The organism is Rhizobium herbae (genome assembly GCF_019511375.1).
GTDB classification, from domain to species: domain Bacteria; phylum Pseudomonadota; class Alphaproteobacteria; order Rhizobiales; family Rhizobiaceae; genus Pararhizobium; species Pararhizobium herbae_A.
Genome location: NZ_JAEUAO010000002.1, coordinates 844,356 through 860,495, shown reverse-complemented (window position 1 = coordinate 860,495; position 16,140 = coordinate 844,356). Strand labels below are relative to the sequence as shown.

14 protein-coding genes are annotated in these 16,140 nt (G+C 61.9%); 6 read left to right on the top strand and 8 right to left on the bottom strand.

Going from position 1 to position 16,140, the window contains the following annotated elements; translation table 11 throughout:
- Positions 1-16: 16 nt before the first annotated feature.
- The 5 genes from JNB71_RS11340 to JNB71_RS11320 form a co-directional block, all read right to left on the bottom strand.
- Complete coding sequence (locus tag JNB71_RS11340) at positions 17-994, bottom strand: magnesium transporter CorA family protein (protein WP_220371887.1); 978 nt, start codon at positions 992-994, stop codon at positions 17-19.
- Between the two features lie 404 nt (positions 995-1,398).
- Complete coding sequence (apbC, locus tag JNB71_RS11335) at positions 1,399-2,580, bottom strand: iron-sulfur cluster carrier protein ApbC (RefSeq protein WP_220371886.1); 1,182 nt, start codon at positions 2,578-2,580, stop codon at positions 1,399-1,401.
- A gap of 470 nt (positions 2,581-3,050) precedes the next feature.
- Entirely contained in the window at positions 3,051-3,806 is a 756-nt protein-coding gene (locus JNB71_RS11330) for a LuxR family transcriptional regulator (protein WP_220371885.1), read from the bottom strand.
- A gap of 114 nt (positions 3,807-3,920) precedes the next feature.
- A complete protein-coding gene (locus JNB71_RS11325; RefSeq protein WP_220372245.1) occupies positions 3,921-4,661 on the bottom strand; it encodes a helix-turn-helix transcriptional regulator in 741 nt (246 codons plus the stop codon).
- A 214-nt stretch (positions 4,662-4,875) separates the two neighbouring features.
- Positions 4,876-5,679 (bottom strand): IclR family transcriptional regulator, encoded by an 804-nt coding sequence (locus tag JNB71_RS11320; RefSeq protein WP_223215815.1) that lies wholly within the window; start codon positions 5,677-5,679, stop codon positions 4,876-4,878.
- Between the two features lie 163 nt (positions 5,680-5,842).
- Here JNB71_RS11320 and JNB71_RS11315 point away from each other — a divergent pair, with 163 nt between their 5' ends.
- The 5 genes from JNB71_RS11315 (at position 5,843) to JNB71_RS11295 (ending at position 9,935) form a co-directional block, all read left to right on the top strand.
- Positions 5,843-6,613 (top strand): SDR family NAD(P)-dependent oxidoreductase, encoded by a 771-nt coding sequence (locus JNB71_RS11315; protein ID WP_220371884.1) that lies wholly within the window; start codon positions 5,843-5,845, stop codon positions 6,611-6,613.
- A complete protein-coding gene (locus JNB71_RS11310; protein ID WP_220371883.1) occupies positions 6,613-7,524 on the top strand; it encodes a 2-dehydro-3-deoxygalactonokinase in 912 nt (303 codons plus the stop codon). The genes JNB71_RS11315 and JNB71_RS11310 overlap by 1 nt, the downstream gene beginning before the upstream one ends.
- Positions 7,525-7,537: 13 nt before the next feature.
- Positions 7,538-8,170: a 2-dehydro-3-deoxy-6-phosphogalactonate aldolase gene (locus tag JNB71_RS11305; protein WP_112851014.1), complete on the top strand. Its 633-nt coding sequence runs from the start codon at positions 7,538-7,540 to the stop codon at positions 8,168-8,170.
- 2 nt (positions 8,171-8,172) lie between these two features.
- Positions 8,173-9,057, top strand: coding sequence for an SMP-30/gluconolactonase/LRE family protein (locus tag JNB71_RS11300; protein ID WP_220371882.1), 885 nt, complete (start codon positions 8,173-8,175; stop codon positions 9,055-9,057).
- 269 nt (positions 9,058-9,326) lie between these two features.
- Positions 9,327-9,935, top strand: a complete 609-nt coding sequence (locus JNB71_RS11295) for a PRC-barrel domain-containing protein (protein ID WP_220371881.1) — start codon at positions 9,327-9,329, stop codon at positions 9,933-9,935.
- 55 nt (positions 9,936-9,990) lie between these two features.
- Here the strand turns inward: JNB71_RS11295 and JNB71_RS11290 are convergent, their stop codons facing one another.
- Positions 9,991-12,039, bottom strand: coding sequence for an NADH:flavin oxidoreductase (locus JNB71_RS11290; protein ID WP_220371880.1), 2,049 nt, complete (start codon positions 12,037-12,039; stop codon positions 9,991-9,993).
- A gap of 29 nt (positions 12,040-12,068) precedes the next feature.
- Positions 12,069-13,619, bottom strand: a complete 1,551-nt coding sequence (locus JNB71_RS11285; RefSeq protein WP_220371879.1) for a trimethylamine methyltransferase family protein — start codon at positions 13,617-13,619, stop codon at positions 12,069-12,071.
- 90 nt (positions 13,620-13,709) lie between these two features.
- On the opposite strand from JNB71_RS11285, the gene JNB71_RS11280 reads away from it, so the two are divergent.
- Positions 13,710-14,684: a LysR substrate-binding domain-containing protein gene (locus tag JNB71_RS11280; protein ID WP_220371878.1), complete on the top strand. Its 975-nt coding sequence runs from the start codon at positions 13,710-13,712 to the stop codon at positions 14,682-14,684.
- Here JNB71_RS11280 and JNB71_RS11275 read toward each other — a convergent pair.
- Positions 14,648-16,009, bottom strand: a complete 1,362-nt coding sequence (locus JNB71_RS11275) for a putative bifunctional diguanylate cyclase/phosphodiesterase (protein ID WP_220371877.1) — start codon at positions 16,007-16,009, stop codon at positions 14,648-14,650. The two genes, JNB71_RS11280 and JNB71_RS11275, sit on opposite strands and share 37 nt — an antisense overlap.
- Between the last annotated feature and the right edge of the window lie 131 nt (positions 16,010-16,140).

The following is a 16,140-nucleotide window of genomic DNA, read 5'->3' as shown; positions in this document are numbered from 1 at the left end:
TGAGCTTTTCCGGCTTTTACAGCCAGCCTTTCCAGCGAAAGAAGTAGTACGGGACAATTGCGGAAATCACCATGGCGACGACAGCCATGGGATAACCGAAGGTCCATTTCAGTTCCGGCATGACATCGAAGTTCATGCCGTACAGCGAGGCAACCAGGGTCGGCGGCAGGAAGACCACCGCCGCAATCGAGAAAATCTTGATGATCGCGTTCTGCTCGACGTTGATGAGGCCGAGAGAGGCGTCGAGCAGGAAGGTAATGTTTCCCGAAATGAAGGAGGCGTGTTCCGACAGGGACTGGATATCGCGCGAAATGGCGCGGCAGAGTTCCGTGGCCTCCCTGTTTTCCTGCACGGATGGAACCGTATAGAGAAATGTCAGAACGCGCGAGAGTGAGGCAAGGCTGTCACGCGTCTTTGCCACCAGGCGATGGTGTGAGGCGACGTCCATCAGCTTGGCTTCGAGGTACTGCGGCGGGCGGCGCTGTCCGACGGGACGCTCGCCAAAGACCTGCAGTGACAAGGCATCGATTTTCGCAACCGCATTCTCGAGGATTTCCGCCGTGCGGTCGGTGATGGTTTCGAAGAGACGCGTCGCGAGAATTGTTCCCGTCGCGCAGCCGCCGGGGATGCGGTGCATCGCGGCCGTGAACAGGCCGAACGCCTTCGGCTCCTCGTAGCGGACCGTGACAAGCATTCCTCGCGTCAGGATGAAGGCGACGTCGGTCAATTCCGGACGGCTGGTGTCGGCCTTGTAGACAAGCGACGCGGTCATGAACACCGCATCCTCTGCCGTGTAGAGACGGCTGGAGGGTTCGATGTCCTTCATGTCCTCGCGGGTCGGCACCTCGATGCCGAGAAAGCTTTCGACCAGGAAATCCTCCGCCTTGTCCGGACGCAGCATGTCGATCCAGACGATATCGGCTGGCAGGGAAGCGGGAGGCTTCACCGCGCTGATCACGATGGCTTCCCCATTGTCGCGATAGGCAGTGATCATTCCGGCGCCCTTGCATGCGCGCCAGTAAAGCCGGCGCAACCGATGACCGCTCCGCCATGCGAACGGGCGGAAGCTACGGCCGTGTTGTGGCGAGCCGGACAATCCCCGCCGTATGACATCAAAGCTGCGCGCGGCATCTGGAAACTCTCGTCGTTTAGGCTCAATCGGTCATCACGGTCACGCGGAGCCCGACGGAGGGCAGCACCGCTGATGTTCATCCTTGCGGATGCGGGGAGGCATATGGAGCAAGGCAAATTCAAAATCAATGGAGAAAGTGGCAAAGTGCCACAATGTCGCCCAAAGACTTAACGACGCTATCCGATCGATTGTCACTTGTCACCGCGGAAGCGACGCATTTCCGAAATGCGCTGCGTGCATAACCGCGACGGGAGGGACGCGAACCGCTATTCGAAAACGATGCTCGGCATGGCCCGCGACGTATCGGCCTTCTGAGCGGAGATCTGATCCCATACTTTCCGGGCGATCTCGCGGTAAGCCCTGGTAATCTCGCTGTCCGGCTCGGAGACGACCACCGGCGTGCCGGCGTCGGAGGTTTCACGGATGCCGATCGTCAGCGGCACCTCGCCCAGGAACGGCACGCCGATGCGCTCGGCCTCCTTGCGGGCGCCGCCATGGCCGAAGATGTCGTAGCGGGCGCCGGTATCGGGCGCGATGAAATAGCTCATGTTCTCGACGATGCCGAACACCGGCACCTCGACCTTGCGGAACATCGCAAGCCCCTTGCGGGCATCGATCAGCGCCAGGTCCTGCGGTGTCGAGACGATGACGGCGCCGGCGAGCGGAACCTGCTGGGCCATGGTCAGTTGCGCGTCGCCGGTGCCTGGCGGCATGTCGACGACGAGCACGTCAAGATCGCCCCAGGCCACTTCGCGCAACATCTGCAGCAGTGCCGACTGGATCATCGGCCCGCGCCAGATCATTGCGACCTCCTCGTCGACGAGGAAGCCCATCGACATTACCTTCAGGCCGTAATTTTCCATCGGCCGGATCATCCGGCCTTCGATCTGCTGCGGACGGCCGGAAATCTTCAGGAGGCGCGGCATGGAGGGGCCGTAGATATCGGCATCGAGAATGCCGACGCGCAGGCCATTGGCCTTCAGCGCCAGCGCAAGGTTGACCGACGTCGTCGATTTGCCGACACCGCCCTTGCCGGATGCCACAGCGATGATCGCGCCGACGCCCGGGATGCCGGCCTTTGCCGGACCTGCAGGGCGCTGGCCGGGAGCCGCGGCGTGCGTATGCCCCGCATGGGAATGCCCGGCGTGGGACGGTGCTGAGGCGGGCCTCTGGACCGGCGCCGAGGATGGCGTCGCCTTCCTGTCGGCGGTCAACGCCACCATGGCGCCCTTGACGCCTGGAATTTCCTTGACCACCCGCTCGGCTGCGGCGCGCAGCGGATCGAGTTCGCGGGCGCGTTCGGCCGGTACGGTAATTGAGAAATAGACCTTGGAATCGGAGATGAAGACATCGGAGACAAGACCCATATCGACGATATTGCCGTCCATATCCGGACCGCGCACGCCCTTCAGCTTTTCGAGGACCTGTTCCTTGGTGACGTCTGCCATGTCATTCACTCCTGCCGCCGGCGCGGCTGGTTTGCCTGCTGCCTGTTTCAAAACGATGCGTGACATTTAGATAGTCGAGCGGGCGTGTTTCGCCAATGCGCCCGCACAGAAAAACAGGCTGCATAAGAAAGGCCGCTTCCGGCCTGTGGTGTCCGTACATCCGGGATCACCTTGGGCTGAAAGCGGCCTTGTCTCTCGCGACCTTCATGGGCGCAGTCTTATTATTGCAGTCCCCTCTGGACCTGCATCTTAGAAAGCAGGAACCGTGCCAGTTTCGGAAAGTCTTGAAATGCAACGGTTCCATTCGAATGTTGCTGCTTTGCAGCATCGGGGTCGCATAGTTATTGGGCAAATGCGCCGCGCTGCTGCCGGATTGCCGATTTTTAGGACAACCGCACTGCGGTTGCCGATATCCTGATCGAATTCGTGCCAGGCGTCGTGGCGCCCGGCGGCGCGGCAATCCCGCGAAGTCAGCTAATATAGCCTTTCTTCATCGCCTTGACGACGGCCTGGGTACGGTTGACGGCGTCCAGCTTCTTGCTGACATGGTTGAGGTAGTGATTGACTGTGTGCTCGGACAATCCGAGGATTCCAGCGATCTCGGAGCTGGTCTTACCCGCCGCCGTCCAGCTGAGGCATTGGATCTCTCGCTCCGACAGCGCGACGTTGGTATCCTTCCAGAACGAGCCGATCTCCGTCAGGCGGTTATAGACGTGAATGGCAATCATCTGCAGTTCCATCATCGCCGTCATCGGCAGATCGACGCGTTTTCCCATCCAGATGACGGTGGCACGGCTGCCATCGGCGTCATGCACCGGAAAGTAATTGGCCTGGAAGATGCCGTGCTCCCGCAGCAGGGCGATATATTCGTTCGTCTGCGCGGGTCGGCCGGCTTCCTTCTCCCACTCCTCAACCGTCAACTGGAACGGCGTCGTGGTCTCGCGCAAGCGACGGATACCCGTGGAGTGCTTGAGAACGGAGATACTGTCGTACTTGCCCATCAACTCAGCCGGCATGTTCGACAGGATGGCGGCGCTGGCAAGCTTTTCGGCATCGAAGGAGGGCACCATGCAGATGAGAAACGTCTTGAAGCCGAAAGCCTGAGTCGTTTTCTTCATGTAGCGGATTGCGTCGAACTGCGTTTCCAGCGCTGCAATCTCGGATGCGAAATCACCGCCGCGCGGCTGCTCTTTTTCCACCGATTCCGCCATCAGAGTGTCGCGCATTCGCAGTCTCCACCGCACCGTGGCGCGTCGTGTGCGCCGACCGGGCTTCCGCTTGCCCCGGGGAGCGACCCACTCACCATGCCGGTTTTCCTGCTGCTATCCATATGCAATTTCTCAGTTGATCAGTCCGGCGCGTATCGCCTTCGCCACAGTCTGTACACGGTTGACGGAATCCAGCTTGCGCGTTGCACGGCTCAAGTAATGATTGACGGTATATTCGGAAAGATCCAGGATTTTTGCCATTTCGGTGGTGGTCTTGCCCGCCGCCGCCCAGTGCAGGCATTCGATCTCGCGGCGCGACAAGCCAGCGGGCCTCCGGCTGCGGATTTCCCTTATCTCACTCAGGCGACCGAACAAATGAGACGCAATGAAGGTCAGTTCCTTCAATTCGCCGGCGTTTACCACCTCGCGATCGCCGCCGAAGCCCACGGCGCCGCATGTGCCGTGGACGTCGTGAACCGGGATGTAGACGCCACGCCCCAGATGGACGCGTTCGAACAGGTTAAGCACGGGATTGTCCTTGCCGTGGCAGCGCCTGTGCGACTCCAGCGCCGTGTCATAGGTGAAGGGGATCGTGCTGCGCCGCAACCGCTCGATCACGGGGCTGCTGGTCATCATGCTGGCAGCGTCATAGCTGCTCAGGAGATCCTTGGGCCAGTTGGTCATGACAATCGATTCAGCCAGCCTTCGACAGGACCGGGACGGGACAACCATGACAATGAAGCCATGAAATCCGTATACATCCGAGACCTGCACCAGCGCCTGACGGATATCGGCTTCCCGTGTCAAAGGCTCCGTAATCCGCGGAACGGCGGAACGCACGAGGGAGGACAGATGTCGGCTGAAATCGACCATTTTCACCTCCAGACGCACAGCCAATAGGTTCGACGTTCGCAAAGAAACCGTTCCGCTGCGCTGAGACCTTTTCGTTTCCCGGCAAGCCGCCGAAGCCATTTCGAGGCAGCGAATCGAATGTCAGCAGGCACCGAATCTGATAGTTGAACCTACAACTCCGCTTTCCCTGCGTCCAGCGGGTGTGCCTAATTTAACCGGAAAGGCAAATACAACCCTAACGCCCCGGCCCCAGACGAACTTCCACATCTTCGCTGATGGCCATCGCCGCCCGGCGAACGGCGTGGGCCCAGATCTCCAGTTGTTCCATTGTCACACGGTAAGCCGGCCCCGTTACAGAAATGCCGCCGACGAGATCGAAACGGGTATCGTGGATTGCAGCTGCAACACAGCGAATTTCCGTTTCATGTTCTTCACGGTCAAAGGCATAACCACGCAGTCGCGCCTCGTCCAGATCGCGTTTCAATGCGGCAACGGAAAGATGTGTATTGGCGGTAAAGCGATGAAAGGTGAGTTTGCCCAGCGTCTCGGCGAGACGGTCTTGCGGCAGCACGGACAGGGCCGCCTTGCCAAGACCGGTGCAATAGACGGGTGATGCATTACCGATCTGAGATCCCATCCGAACCGTCTGGCGGCTTTCGACCTTGTCGACATAGATGATTTCCGTGCCGCGCAGCACGCCCAGATGCACCGTCTCGCCGGTTTCCTCGTGCAGCTTGCTCAGATGCGGCGCGGCCACCGCCCTGAACTGGTTTTTCGACCACGACCGATAGGCGAATTTCAAGAGCCGCAGGCCCGGTTCGTAGCAGAGGTCCCGCCCCTGAATGAGAAGCCCCTCCTCGACCAGATGCGCCAGGTGGCGATGCAGCGTGCCGCGCGGCTGGTCCGACAAGGCGAGGATCTCGATGAAGCGAAGCGGCCTGTCCGAACTCACCACGATCTCGAGCACTGACAGAGCCTTGCCCAGCGTGCCCGTGCCGCTATTCTCAGTCCCTAGAGAGGAGTGCATTTCGCCAGTCATGATCCGTTTCGTTGCACCGGTTCACCGCCGACGCGATCTTGACAAGCGCTCGGCCGTGGCGCGATAATTCCAAATAGTAAGAGTCAGTTCCACATAATGGAACCGACTGGATGCAATTGCAAGCCGATTTTCGGGAAGCGTGCATCAGGGAGAGCAACATACAATGGCCTTGCCCGCCGCACAGTTTCCCGACCTTGAGGGTCGTGGCGTCCTCATCACCGGCGGCGGCTCGGGGATCGGCGCCGCCCTCGTCGAGGGCTTTGCCCGGCAAGGCGCGCGGGTGGCTTTCATCGACATTGCCGAAACGGCAAGCGACGCGCTCGTTGACCAACTCGCCCCGGTTGTCGCACATGCTCCGATATTCATCCGGGCCGATCTTCGGGATACACAGTCTCTCGCCTCTATTGTCGACAGCGCCGCTGAAGCGGTCGGTTCTCTCAGCGTCCTTATCAACAATGCCGCGCGCGATGATCGGCAATTGCTGGAGGAAGTGACAGAGGCAAGCTGGGATGAAAGCCTGGCCGTCAACCTGCGGCACGTTTTCTTCATGAGCCAGGCCGCAGTGCCGCACATGCGCCGGGCCGGCGGTGGATCGATCATCAATTTCTCCTCGATCGCCTTCATGCTCAACATGGGGGACATCCCGGCCTATGCGGCCGCCAAGGCCGGCATCATCGGTCTGACCAAGTCGCTTGCCGGCAAGCTCGGACCAGAGGACATCCGCGTCAACGCGGTGCTGCCTGGCATGGTGGTGACCGAGCGACAGAAGAAGCTGTGGCTGGACGACGCCGCGATTGCCGGCATGCTGGAAAAACAATGCCTGAAGCACACGCTCGTTGCGGAGGATATGGTGGGGCCCTGCCTCTATCTCGCCTCAGATTGTTCGGCGCGAATGACGGCACAGACGATGATCATTGACGGAGGCGTATTTTGATGACGGCAGCATCCTATGCCGCGGTGGACTGGGGGACATCGAGCTTCCGCCTGTGGATCGTCAGCGAGAGCGGCGAAGTCCTGGCCGAACGCCGCAGCGGCGAAGGCATGACAACGGCGGCAAAGACCGGCTTCTCTTCGATCCTCGAAACGCATCTCGCCGCCGTTTCGGCCCCGCCGCATCTGCCGGTGGTCATCTGCGGCATGGCCGGGGCACGCCAGGGCTGGGTCGAGGCGGGCTATCTCGATACCCCTGCGCCCTTGACCGGCATCGTCAAGGCGGCGGTCACGGTGACCGACGCCAATCGCGATATCCGCATTCTGCCCGGCCTGGCCCAGCGCAGCGAAGCGGCGCCCGACGTGATGCGCGGCGAGGAAACGCAATTGCTCGGCGCCCGGCTGGGAAGCGGCAGCCATCTCGTCTGCATGCCGGGCACGCACAGCAAGTGGGTGCGCATCACCGGCGGCATCGTCGACGGGTTCTCGACCTTCATGACGGGCGAGCTGTTCGACGTCATCTCCAAACATTCGATCCTCAGCCACGCGGTCGCGGATGGCGGCTCCTTTGATGTTGACGATCCCGTGTTTCTCGGCGCCGTCGCCAAAGCCGCGAAAAGCCCCGCCCTCGCCACTAATCTGGTGTTTGCCGTGCGCAGCGGCCAGTTGCTGCATGAACTGAGCGCGCAGGCTGCCAAGGCGCGGCTCTCCGGCACACTGATCGGCCTCGAAATCGCCGGCGCGCTCTCGACTGCCAAACCCGGCAGCGGCGTCTGCCTCGTCGCATCCGGTGCGCTTGCAGGCCTTTATCAATCCGCCCTGTCGGCCCTCGACCTCAAACCCGTGATCATCGATGCCGATGAAGCCGTTCGCCATGGCCTTGCCGCCGCGGCCAACGCCATCTGGCCCGCCTGAAGAAAGAGACATCATGCACCGCATCCCGTTCCCGCCGATGAAATATCCGCTGATCGCCATCCTGCGCGGTCTGAAGCCTGAGGAAACCGAAGGGGTGGTCGGCGCCCTGATCGAAGCGGGGTTCACCGCCATCGAGATTCCGCTCAACTCGCCCGAGCCGTTCCGGTCGATCGAGATCGCCGTGAAGATGGCGCCGGCGGGCTGCCTGATCGGCGCCGGCACGGTGCTGACGACCGAGCAGGTCGAGCGGCTCGACGGCGTCGGTGGCAGGCTGATGGTGAGCCCCAATGTTGAAACGGACGTGATCGCGCTGGCCGCCGCCCGCGGCATGGTCACCATGCCCGGCGTCTTCACCCCGACCGAAGCGCTTGCCGCCGCCCATGCCGGCGCAACCGGCCTCAAGTTCTTCCCTGCCAGCGTACTCGGTCCGTCGGGCATTTCGGCGATCCGCGCGGTGTTGCCACCGGAGCTTGAAATCGCCGCCGTCGGCGGTGTTTCGGAGGCCAATTTCGCCGACTATGCCAAGATCGGCGTGAAGAGCTTCGGCCTCGGCTCCAGCCTCTACAAGGCCGGCATGGACGCCGCCGAGGTCGGCAAGCGTGCGCGGGCGACGATCGCGGCCTATGATGCGGTCTACGGAGCGTGACCATGACCGAGACAATCCCGTTCGCCGGCAGCGTCCTCTGCGACGAGGCCTTGATGCTCGGAGAGGGCCCAACCTACGACCCTGCGACCGACACCGCCTGGTGGTTCGACATCAAGGGCCAGGCGCTCCACGAACTGCAGCTGGAAACCGGCCGCAAGGCGGTCCATGCGCTGCCGTTCCTCGGCAGCGCGCTCGCCGTCATCGATCCCGCGCGCCAGCTCATCGCATCCGACCAGGGCCTTTTCATCCGCGAGACGGCGAGTGGACGGCTCTCGCTTTTCACCACGCTGGAAGCGATCCCGACGAACCGCTCCAACGACGGTCGCGTGCATCCCTCCGGCTGCCTGTGGATCAGCACGATGGCCCGCGACGAATCCCCCGGCGCCGGCGCCTTCTACCATGTCGGCGGAACCACGGTGACGAGGCTCTATTCCGGCATCAGCATTCCCAACAGTATCTGCTTCTCCCCGGACGGAACGACCGCCTATTTCACCGATACTGCGGTCAATCACCTGATGCGGGTGAGCGTCGATCCGGCGACCGGCCTGCCGACAGGCGATCCCGTCGTAATCAGCGACGAGAACACGACGTCGGGCTGGGTGGACGGATCCGTCTGCGACGCGGACGGCCTGATCTGGAACGCCCGTTACGGCTCGGGCGCGGTGGACGTCTACAAGCCGGACGGAACCAAGGTGGCCCGTTATACGGTGCCGGCGACCCAGACCACCTGCCCGGCTTTCATCGGTCGTGCTGCCGACCGGCTGCTCGTCACCTCGGCTTTCCAGAACATGAGCGACGCGGCGCGCACCGCCGATGCGGATGCGGGCAAGACCTTCGAACTCGGCGTCCCGGTCAGGGGCCGTTTCGAGCCTGCTTTCCGGCTCTGACACGGCTGCCCCGAAGCTGTTTACACCCCGGGCGGCGGCGTTCGAGCCGTCCGGTCGTGAATGTCAGGATATTCCGGCAAGCTAGGCGGCAACCAGCCAAAGGACCGTTGCTTGCACCTGTCAAAACTCGCGCAAAAGTTCCATCAAGCGTTGCATATTTTTTAAGGAACCACTGAACGCCTTGAGCGTTTCTTTGATATCACCGGTGCGGCGGAAACGCTTTGGACCCCCGCGCCCTGATCGACAAAGAACGAAAAGGTAGGTTTGACATGACCAAGAAACTCGTAGCTTCCGTCGCCGCAGGCGCACTTTTTGCAGGCGTAACCGCTTTTGCGCCGCTCGGCTTCGCCCAGGACACCACCAAGCCGGCAACTGAACCGCAGGCAATGGAAACTCCGGCAACCGGCGAACAGCCGGCTGACGCGATGAAGAAGCCGCTGGACCAGGCAGCGCAGGCGCCCGCTGCCGGCTATCTGACCGAACAGGCTGAAGGCCAGATTTCGGCCAGTACCTATATCGGCCAGACGGTTTATAACGCTGCCGATGAGAGCATCGGCGAGATCAACGACGTGATCTTTACCCCGGACGGCTCGGTTGAGGCCGCTGTGATTGGCGTCGGCGGCTTCCTTGGCATAGGCGAAAAGAACGTCGCCGTGCCGCTCGAGACCATCGCGATCGCCGAAGTCCCGAATTCGGATGACCTGAAGCTGACCACGCAGGAAACTGCCGAAACGCTGAAGGCCGCACCGGAATTCAAGACCAGGGCGCAGAAGCTGGCCGAGCAGAATGCCAATGCGCCGGTCGACACGACCACCACGTCGTCCACGGCACCGGCAACGGACATGAAGCCGGCTGAAAAGCCTGCAACCAACAACTAACCGCTCTACGGCGGAAGGAAGAAACGGCGGCGCGAGAGCGCCGCCGTTTCTGCATTCAGAACAACATGCCGTAGCGCAGCCCGTCATAGATGCCGGCATGGATGTTGCGGCTGGCCACGGCATCGCCGACGCGCAGCAGATCGAATTGCCCTTCCCGGTTGCGTATCCGGATCGGGTTTTCCTGACGGATCAGCGCCTTGTAATCCACAGCGCCGAGATTGCGCGACATTGGCTTGAGCTCCAGATAGAGATCGGCCATCGGCAAAGTACCGTGCTCGACCACCACTTGGCCAACGCGTCGCTCGGCGAACGCTGCTTCGGAGAAATCCGAGCCAAGCACCGCAACCAGATGATTGCCTTCGCGGCGAACCGATTTCAGCCGCGTGTTGATCGTCACGCGGACATTCTTCTCGGCAAAGGCCTTGGCATAAGGCACATGGTTCATGCCGCCGATTTCCGGCGCAAACATGCGCTCCGGCGAGACGATTTCCAGTTCGGTGCCGGTCGCCGCGATCATCTCGGCCGCCGTCATCCCGGTGTGAGCGCCATTATCGTCATAGAGCAGCACCGGCCCCTCGGGCCTGATCGCACCGGCGATGATATCCCAACTGGAGACCACGAGGTCGTCACCGGCTTCGAGAACCGGATTCTGCGCAATGCCACCGGTCGCGACAACGACCAGGTCGGCGTTGCGTTCGAGGATATCGCTCGCCTCGGCAAAGACGTTGTAATGAATCGGAACGCCGAGCCGCTCGAGTTCGGACAGGCGCCAATCGACGATGCCTATCATTTCCCTGCGGCGAGGATTGCGTGCTGCAAGCAGAATTTGCCCGCCGGCCTCCCCGGTCGCCTCCAGAACTTCGACGGAATGCCCGCGTTCGGCAAGCACCCGCGCCGCTTCCAGCCCGGCCGGTCCCGCACCCACGACGACCGCCTTGCGGATGGGTCCGGTCGTCTTCGAGATCACGTGCGGAATGGTCGCCTCGCGGCCCGTCGCCGCATTGTGAATGCAGAGCGCCCCGCCGCCTTCATAGATCCGGTCGAGACAGTAGGTCGCGCCGACGCAGGGACGGATCTGGCCTTCGCGGCCTTCGATGATCTTCCTGACGATATGCGGATCGGCGATATGGGCGCGGGTCATGCCAACCATGTCGAGCTTGCCCTCGGCGATCGCATGCCGGGCCGTGGCGACGTCAGCGATGCGGGCGGCGTGAAAGACCGGGAATTTCGTCGCCGCGCGGACCTCGCCGGCGAAATCCAGATGCGGCGATGACGGCATGCCCTGGATAGGGATGACATTGGTCAGATGCGCGTCGTGATCGATATGGCCACGGATGATGTTGAGGAAATCGACCTTGCCGGATGCGACGAACCGTCTGGCGATCTCGATGCCTTCCTCCTTCGAGAGGCCGATATCCCACTGCTCGTCGCACACCATCCGGGTGCCGACGATGAAATCCGGGCCGACGGCCTTGCGCACCGCATCCAGCACCATGTTGGAAAAGCGCATCCGGTTTTCCAGCGAGCCGCCATATTCGTCGTCGCGGTGGTTGGTTGCGGGAGACCAGAAGCTGTCCAGCAGGTGGCCGTAAGCCTCAATTTCGATGCCATCGAGCCCCGCCGCCTGCATGCGCTGCGCGGCACTCGCATAGTCGCCGACGATGCGCTCGATGTCCCATTCCTCGATTTCCTTGGGAAAAGAGCGGTGCGCTGCTTCTCGAACGGCAGAGGCGCTGAGAACCGGCAGCCAGTCCCCCTTATTCCAGCCGGTGCGGCGACCGAGATGGGTGAGCTGGATCATCACGGCGGCGCCGTGCTCGTGACAGTCGTCGGCGATTTTCTTCAGCCAGGGGACGATCTCGTCGGAATAGGCGTAGAGATTGCCGAAGGCGGGCGGTGAGTCCTCCGAGACGATGGCCGAGCCCGCCGTCATCGTCAGCGCAATGCCGCCCTTGGCCTTTTCGACGTGATAAAGCCGGTAGCGGTCCTTCGGCATGCCGTCTTCGGAATAGGCCGGCTCATGCGCGGTCGACATGATCCGGTTTTTCAGCGTCAGATGCTTCAACTGGTACGGCTGGAGCAGCGGGTCTTTCGAAAGGGTCATGCTGTTTCCCTGGGAGGATCGATGCCGGCCTAATACCAGGCATCCGCCATGCTGTTCTTGCGTCGCTCGATATAGTCCGTCAGCGCCTCGTCTATTGCTACATCCAGAGGCGGCAGTTCGTATTCGGCCAGCGTCTTTTTCCACCGCTTGTTGGCGCGTGTCGCCATGTCGGTCGAACCGCCCTCCTCGCTCCATTTTTCGAACGGCTCGTTGTCCGAAAGGGCCGAATCCCAGAAGGCCGTCTGGTAGTTGCGCATCGTATGATCGCAGCCGAGGAAGTGGCTGCCGGGCCCGACCTGCAAAAAGGCATCCATGGCAAGCGTATTGTCGTCGACAACGACACCGGCGAGATAGGAATGCAGCGCGCCGCAGAAATCGGTGTCCATCATGAACTTCTCGTACGACATGGCCAGCAGCCCATCGAGAAAGCCGGCCGAATGCAGAATGAAATTGGCGCCGCAATGCACCGCCGACAGCATCGACATCACACCTTCCTGCATCGCTTGCGCATCCGGCCGCTTGGAGTTCGAGAAGTTGCCGGCGCAGCGCAACGGCAGCTTCAGCCGGCGCGCCAATTGCCCGATGACCATCGAGCCGATGGCGGGTTCCGGCGTGCCGAAGGTGGGCGAGCCCGAGCGCAACGACATGGAAGAAAGGAAATTGCCGAAAATGACCGGTGCACCCTTGCGCTCCAATTGCGTCAGCGCACAACCGGCCAGCGTCTCGGCATAGGATTGGGCGATCGCACCGGCATTGGTGACCGGCCCCATGGCACCGCCGAGAATGAATGGCACGATGACGGCGGCCTGGTTGGCGCGGGCATAGGCACGCAGGGACTTCGTCATCGTGCCGTCCCAGACGAGCGGCGAGTTGACGTTGACGTTGCCGAGAATCACGCAGTTCCTGTCGACGAAATCGCGGCCGAACACGAGGCGCGCCATGTCGATCGAATCCTCCGCCCGCTCTTCCGCCGTGATCGACCCCATGAAGGCCCGGTCGGAATATTTGATATGGCTGTAGACCATGTCGAGATGGCGCTTGTTGACCGGAATGTCGACCGGTTCGCAGATCGTGCCACCGGAATGATGCAGCCAGGGGCTCGACTGGGCGAGCTTGATGAAGTTGCGAAAATCCTCCAGCGTGCCGTAGCGGCGTCCCTTGTCCAGATCCATGACGAAGGGTGAGCCGTAGGCCGGGGAAAAGACGACGTTGCTGCCGCCGATCTCGACATTGTGCGCGGGGTTGCGCGCATGCTGGGTGAATTGCGCAGGCGCGGTCGAAACGATTTCGTTCAGCATGCCCGGCTCGAACCGGACGAGCACACCCTCGACCCTGGCCCCAGCTCGTTTCCAGTGATCGAGCGAGGCCGGATCGTCGCGAAACTCGATCCCGACCTCGGACAGGATCCGATCGGCGACGCGCTCGATCTTGGCGAGATTTTCCTCGCCCAGGATATCGTAGGTCGGGATGTTGCGGACGATGTAGGGAACGCCCGCGATCTTTGCGGTATTGTCACGCCGCGCGGGGCGCGCCGCGCGTGTGCGTCTTGCCGGTTCTGCGTCTGCCACAAGCGGTTCCATCCAATGCCTCCCATTGTCCCAGTCGAGGCTACTGGTGAAAAAGGCCATTGTAACGCTGGAAAAATTCAACACATGATATAAGCTGAATTTATGGAAACCTTGCGACGCCTGCTCCCCTCCGCGTCCAGCCTGATCGTCTTCGAGGCGGCTGGTCGCCACCAGAATTTCACCCGCGCCGCCCATGAGCTGGCGATGACGCAGGCTGCAGTCTCCTATGCCATCCGGGGGTTGGAGGAGCAGCTGGGCGTGCCGTTGTTCCACCGGGTCCACCGTGCCGTCCAACTGACGGAGGCGGGCGAGAAATTCCACGCCGACGTGTCGCTCGGGCTGTCACGGATTCAGAAGTCCGCCGAAGATATCCGTGCGAAGCGGCGCGAGAGCAATGTCACGCTGGCGGCGTCCACCGCCTTTGCCTCGATGTGGATGCTGCCGCGGCTGACCAAGCTGCGCGAAGACCTGCCGGAAATAGACCTGCGGATCCAGACCAGCGTGCGCGATCTCGATCTCGAGGAGGAGCCGATCCCCCTCGGCGTGCGCGGCGGCGGCGATCCCGCCAACTGGCCGCGCTATCACACGGCCCTGCTTGCCCCGGAAGTGATCAGCGCCGTAGCGTCGCCCGCGTTCGTCGAGGCTCACGGCATGCCGCAGCATCCCGCCGATCTATTGAAACACCCGTTGATCCATCTGGAGGAGCCGGTCCGGCGCGCCTATAGCTGGCAGGAATGGTTTGCCAGCGCGGGAGTGTCTTATCCTCCCCAGTCGCGGCGGCTGACACTCAACGACTATGTGCTTGTCATCCAGGCGGTGCTTGCCGGCGAAGGCATTGCGCTCGGCTGGAACCATCTGATCGAGCGGCAGGTCAGGTCCGGTGCGCTTGTTCCGGTCGGCAACCATGTGCTGAAGACGGATCTTTCGTTCTATGTGGTTTGGCCGCGTTCGCGCGAACTCAACCATCAGGCCCGGCGGGTGCGCGACTGGCTGCTTGCGGAAGGTCACCTTGAAATGCTGGCCGGCGAAGGCGACGGGCCTCAGATTGCGCGGGACAGCGCCGGCACTGCTTCCTGATATTTTTCCGCAAGATAACGGAGCGTTGTGACGGCGTCGGCGGGCTTTCCATAGAAATAGCCCTGCCCCATGCCGCAGCCCAGACCCTGCAGTTTCGACGCTTCGGATGCATTCTCGATGCCCTCGGCAACGACTTCGAGCTCCAGCCCGTCGCACATGGCGATGATCGCCTTGACGATGTGTTCCGACGCGCGATCTGCGACAATGCGCGACACAAAGGCGCGGTCGACCTTGACCTTGTCGAAAGCGAAATCGCGCAGCCGGCCGAGGCTGGATTGGCCGGTTCCGAAATCATCGAGCGATATGCGAACGCCGGCGGCCCTGAGTTCGGTCACGATCTTCTGCGCCACGTCGGCATCGGTCATGACGGCGGTTTCGGTGATTTCCAGTTCCAGGCGACGAGGATCGAGGCCGACGCGATTGATGATCGCCAGCACGTTGGCACTTGTCGACGGGTCCATCAGCTGCGCCGACGAGAGGTTGAACGAGAGGAAGAGCTCCTTCGGCCACTGCAGCGCCGTCTCGGCTGCCTTGCGCAGCAGCGTTTCGGAGAGGGCATCGATGAAGCCACGTTCCTCAGCGAGCGGCACGAAGACGGCCGGTGAAACATAGCCGAGATCCGGGTCGCACCAGCGCGCCAAAGCTTCGAAGCCGGCGACCATTTCCGTCTTCAGATTGACGATCGGCTGGAAATGCACATCGACCTCGTCGGCGATGATGGCGTTGCGCAGCGCCTGTTCGAGCTGCGTAGCGCGCTTCATCTCCTGGGCGATTTCCTGGGAATAGACGGTGATCTGCCCGCGGCCGCGGCGCTTCGAGCGGTAGAGTGCCGTATCGGCGCTTTTCAGCAGGTCCTCGAACTCCTCGCCGGCGAAGGGATAGACGGCGAAACCGAAGGAGGCGGACAGGCGGACGTTGCGTTCACCGAGATCGAAGGGAGCCGACAGCACCTCCTTCAGCATGTTGCCGACCTTCTCCGCGGCCTTGCGCTCGAACACCAGCGGCAGCACGAAGGCGAACTCGTCGCCGCCGGCACGAATGACCGTCGCGCCATCGGGAACGCAGGCAAGCAGCCTATTGGCGACCTGGCAGAGGATTTCGTCGCCGGCATGCGGCCCGAAGAGATCGTTGATCGGCTTGAACCCATCGAGGTTGGCAAGGCCAATGGTAAAGGGCGCCGGGTCGCTCGCGCGGTCGGCGGCGATTTGTCGTACCTTGTCGCGCAGCCGATAAGCATTGCCAAGACCGGTCAGCGGATCGGTATAGGCCATGGCATGCAGATCATTCTGGCTTATGTGCTGAGACGAAGTTTCAGCCGAATTCATAACGCATTCCCGGATTGGCTCTAAGGCATTGTCAGGAATAGACGATGAACAGCGAGGGTTAAGATTTCGAAAGCATCGCCTGACCAGTTTCCGCAGTGCCTCCCCGATTTCTTGGGAATTGACACGGGTTA